We start from the raw sequence: 4,731 nt of genomic DNA, 5'->3' as shown, positions 1-4,731 counted from the left end.
CGTTAGCGTCCGCGCTCGTGGTGTAATTTCCGGTGTAGGCGATGGTGTATTCCGGGGTGGGGCATGCCCCACCCCGGAATACGGCGTCGCTGGTGGCCACCGGGCTCATCGTTATGGTGGAGTTTGCACACTTCAACCGTGACGAAGAGGAGTTCCCGATGACCGAGGACAGATTACTGATCGAAGAGCTTGCTGCGAAGGGCGGCCAACCGGATTTTTTGCGCACCATCGCCGAGAATGTGCTGCAGCTGATCATGGAGGCCGACGTTGATGGCCTGATCGGCGCGGGTCGCCACGAGCGCAGCAGCGAGCGCGCGACCTGGCGCAACGGCTATCGCGACCGTACGCTGGATACCCGGGTAGGCACGCTGAACCTAAAAATCCCCAAGCTGCGCGCTGGGTCCTATTTTCCGGGCTTCCTTGAGCCCCGCAAGATGGTCGAGAAAGCGCTGGTTGCGGTGATCCAGGAAGCGTGGATCGGCGGGGTCAGCACCCGGCGGGTCGATGAACTCGTCCAGGCCATGGGCATGACCGGCATCTCCAAGTCCACCGTCTCCAAGCTTTGCAAGGACATTGACGAGCGCGTCCATGCCTTTCTGAAACGCCCGCTCACCGGCGAATGGCCGTATCTCTGGCTCGATGGTGCGCCGTGCGGCGCGGGAGGTGGCTATGATCTAGCAATCACCTCTTAAGCTTGCTGATTTCCGACCGGCGGCTGCAATGCCGCCCCGTCCGCCGGAGCAGTGGACGGAAGGGGGCCGAGAAGCTCGACCGGGCGTTGCCGGCCGAGTGACATAAGCAGATCGGCCTGAACTGTACCGAATACGGGCCATTGACCGTAGGTCGGGCTACCGCAGTGTTTATGGCGAGACAACGAAGTGAGCGCATGAAGCCTCGGAGGAAACACAGAGATCGCCTTCAACACGCGCAATGGCGTGAAGGCACCGAGAACGATCAGGCAGGGGAGGCTCGTCAATCCTCCTCGGTGAGTGTGGCAATCACACTCGGGGTGGGGTCGGCTCCCATGGTCCACCTCCAGCATCGTACGGGGTAGAGCTCGCCGCCTAAGAGCACAAAGGTTGGAAATCGGAACACGGGAACTTGGATCGTCTGCCGGGCACGGTGCCCGGCTAGCCGCAACGGCCGGAGAGGGACGACACCAAGGGCGGAGCTTCCGTAGTAGTCGGAGTGCGGGAAAGCCGCACACAGGGCGAAGGGAAGCAGGAAGACGGTAGACTTGCAAGACGGAGGAGTGATCTGTGGACATGGATCACCAAGCCGACGCGGCTTGGGTACTCGGCGTTCAGCGCAAACTTTACCAGTGGAGTAAGGCAAATCCCGACGATCAATGGCGGGACATGTGGGGTTGGTTGACCGACCTCCGCGTACTTCGCCACGCTTGGCAGCGGGTGGCCTCTAACAAAGGCGGCCGAACTGCCGGCGTTGACGGGATGACCGTGGGACGCATCCGGAACAGGGGTGAGCATCGCTTTCTTGTTAATCTGCAAGCCGAACTGCGCCGCGGCGCGTATCGGCCGCAGCCGGCAAGACGCAAACTCATACCGAAAGCTGGAAAACCGGGGGAGTTCCGACCCTTGGGCATCCCCACAGTCAAGGACCGCGTCATTCAAGGCGCGGTCAAAATACTTCTGGAGCCAATCTTCGAAGCCCAGTTCTGGCACGTCTCCTATGGGTTCCGACCCGGACGGAGCGCGCATGGGGCTTTGGAGTACATTCGTCGGGCATCTCTCCCGCAGAAACGGGACAAGGACACTCGGCGGAGCCGGATGCCGTACCCTTGGGTAATAGAAGGGGACATCAAAGGCTGCTTCGATAATCTCAACCATCACCTCTTGCTCGATCGACTGCGTCAACGCGTAGCTGATCGGCGGGTGATCCGGTTGGTCGGGCAGTTCCTCAAGGCCGGGGCACTGACGGAAGAACAGTTCTTCCGTACAGACGCCGGCACCCCCCAAGGCGGGATCATCTCACCGTTGCTGGCCAACATCGCGCTAAGCGCGATTGAGGAGCGGTACGAACGGTGGACGTATCACCGCACCAAGACCCAGGCTCGTCGCAAAAGCGACGGGATAAAAGCGGCAGCAAGCGCACGGGACAGTGACCGCATCGCCGGTCGCTGCATCTATCTTCCGGTGCGCTACGCCGACGATTTTGTCGTGCTGGTCTCGGGAACGCAAGAGCAGGCAATCGCGGAGAAATCTGCACTGGCCGACCACTTGCGCCGCGTCACAGGCCTCGAATTGTCGCCGGAAAAGACAAAGGTAACGGCCATGACGGACGGGTTCGAGTTCCTCGGATTCCGCTTCGGCATGCATTGGGACAAACGCTACGGCTTCGGCCCGCGCGTCGAAATCCCGAAGGCAAAAGCCGCCAACCTGCGTCGCAAAGTCAAGCAGCTGACCCGTCCTGATAGTATTAGTGGCAGCCTTGGCGCAAAGCTTCAGGAGCTTAACCCCATCCTGCGCGGATGGGCGAACTACTATCGCTACTGCGTGGGGGCGGGCCGCCTATTTGTCGATCTCGACTGGTATGTCGGCCTTCGCTTGTATTGCTGGTTGCGTAGGAAACGCCCGAAAGCGCGGCCTAGCGAGCTGTGGGAATCAAAGCTTCCCAGCCTGCAACGCCCTACGAGGCGATTATGGCGTGACGGGCTGACCGAGCAACATCTGCTCGGTTGGACCCCGGTGTGCCGCTATCGCCTTGGCTGGATGCGGACGCCTGACTTCGCCGTGTCTTCTGGAGAGCCGGATGCGTAACGAAAGACGCACGTCCGGTTCGGCGAGAGGCGATACGAAACCTACCGCCGCAAGGCGGTAAGGCGCGTGTCGCCTACTCCACCCACCTATCTCAAGGTACGCGAAGGCGGGCGGATCATCAGCGTTGCCGCAATAATCGCCATGGCCGTCAACACCGAGGGCCGGCGCGAGATCGTCGGCCTGCATATCGGCCCCTCGGAAGCGGAGGTCTTCTGGTCCGACTTCCTTAAGGACCTTGTTCGGCGCGGTCTTGCCGGCGTGAAGCTGGTCATCTCCGATGCTCACGAGGGCCTCAAGGGCGCGATCACCCGCGTCATGGGCGCCACCTGGCAGCGCTGCCGGGTGGGGTTGTTGAAAAAGCTCCCGCCGTGTGATTCACTTGCATTTGATCGGCGAGGGAGGCGGCATGCTGGGGCGCAAGGAACGAGATCAACTGGAACTGTTCATTACGGGATCGCTGCGCCAGCTCATTCCCGACGAGCACATTCTGGTTCGGGTCGATGCCGTTTTGGATCTTTCCTGGCTGCGCGACGAGATCACCGATCTATACTGCATCGACAATGGCCGGCCGGGCATCGATCCGGAGGTCGCGGTTCGCCTGATGCTCGCGGGTTTTCTGCTCGGCATCGTCCATGATCGGCGGCTGATGCGTGAGGCGGCGGTCAACATCGCGATCCGCTGGTTTGTCGGCTATGGGCTGCACGAGCCGTTGCCCGACCATTCGTCACTGACGCGCATTCGCCAGCGTTGGGGGGCCGAACGCTTTCGCCGGATCTTTGAGCGCACAGTCCAAGCCTGCGTTGCCGCCAAGATTGCGACCGGGGAAGTCGTCCACCTCGACGCCTCATTGATCCGCGCGCATGTGAGCTGGGATTCGCTAGCCGTCCGCCATGTCGAGGCGGTCGCCGAAGCCAACGACGAGGCGCTCCGAGACAGCCGGCAGAGCGGCAAGTTCAAGAAGGTCTGCGTGACCGATCCCGACGCCACGATGGCGACAAACGGCCGCAACCGCCGCCTTGAACCGGCCTACAAGCAACACACCGCTGTCGATGACGTGGCCGGCGTCATTGTCGATGTAGAGATCGCAACGGGTGAGGAGAATGAAGGCATGGCGGTTGCAGGACGGCTCGATGCAGTGGCCGCGACCACCGGCCAGGCGATCACCACCGCGACGATGGACGCCGGTTACGCCTACGCCAAAGTGTTCCGCGCGCTGGAAGACCGTGAGATCGAAGGCATCGTCCCAGCCAAGGCGGAGCCCCCGCCGGGCAAGGTCATTCCTACGCGCCGCTTCAAGTTCGATGCCCGCCATAATGTCGCGCGTTGCCCCAAGGGCAAGATTCTACGTCCGAAGGGCAAGCTGCATCGCGGCGCCTTCCAGTATTTCCACGCCCGCGCCAAGGATTGCGGCAGATGTCCGCTCCAGGCACGCTGCGTGAGCCCTTCACGCCGTGCCCGCGTCGTCGTGTTCAACGTCAATCACCCTTCGCTGCTGCGGGCGCGACGCAAGCGGAGCCGATGGAGCAACCGCGAAGAACGGCTCTATCAGCGTCACCGCTGGCGGGTCGAAGGCGTTCACGGTGAAGCCAAGACTTGGCACGGGCTTGCCCGCGCTGTCCGGCGCGGCCTCGACAATATGCGCATTCAGGCCTTCCTGACGGCCGCCGCAATCAATCTCAAGCGGCTAGCTGCCGCCCTCATCTCGCTAATTTGCGCCGTCTTAACCGCCGGTGTCGCCGAAAATCGTCCCCCCAGGTACCTCACAGTTCAATAGCGCCCAAAGGGTGGAAATCCGAGGAACAATCCCGTGGTCTACATCAAATCGCAATGATAGCGGCTTTTTCAACAACCCCCGGGTTCACTTCATGCGCAATGCCCTGTCCTATGTGCCCAAGGGCCAGAACACTGTCGTCGCCGCCGCGATCCGCCAGGTCTTCCTGCAGCCCGATCAGAA

At 61.8% G+C, this 4,731-nt stretch carries 2 protein-coding genes and 2 pseudogenes; all 4 read left to right on the top strand.

The window, feature by feature from the left end:
• Positions 1-158: 158 nt before the first annotated feature.
• A pseudogene (locus B5X69_RS20170) lies at positions 159-641 on the top strand (transposase); the annotation flags it as partial.
• A gap of 624 nt (positions 642-1,265) precedes the next feature.
• The gene (ltrA, locus tag B5X69_RS20165; protein ID WP_217699171.1) at positions 1,266-2,777 is read left to right on the top strand and encodes a group II intron reverse transcriptase/maturase; all 1,512 of its coding nucleotides are present in this window, start codon (positions 1,266-1,268) and stop codon (positions 2,775-2,777) included.
• A gap of 84 nt (positions 2,778-2,861) precedes the next feature.
• Positions 2,862-3,134, top strand: a pseudogene (locus B5X69_RS20160) (transposase); the annotation flags it as partial.
• A 49-nt stretch (positions 3,135-3,183) separates the two neighbouring features.
• Positions 3,184-4,551 carry an IS1182 family transposase gene (locus B5X69_RS20155; protein ID WP_053556051.1) on the top strand — a complete coding sequence of 456 codons (1,368 nt, stop codon included), beginning with the start codon at positions 3,184-3,186 and terminating at the stop codon, positions 4,549-4,551.
• Positions 4,552-4,731: the final 180 nt, after the last annotated feature.

The sequence above is a fragment of the Sphingopyxis flava genome (assembly GCF_900168005.1).
GTDB lineage: Bacteria > Pseudomonadota > Alphaproteobacteria > Sphingomonadales > Sphingomonadaceae > Sphingopyxis > Sphingopyxis flava.
The sequence above is the reverse complement of the archived record's forward strand: the minus strand, read 5'-3'. Positions and strand labels throughout refer to the sequence as shown.

Bases quoted from the DNA above. Each gene is read 5' to 3' on its own strand.
- ltrA (WP_217699171.1), top strand. From the start codon at position 1,266: ATGGATCACCAAGCCGACGCGGCTTGGGTACTCGGCGTTCAGCGCAAA.
- B5X69_RS20155 (WP_053556051.1), top strand. From the start codon at position 3,184: ATGCTGGGGCGCAAGGAACGAGATCAACTGGAACTGTTCATTACGGGA.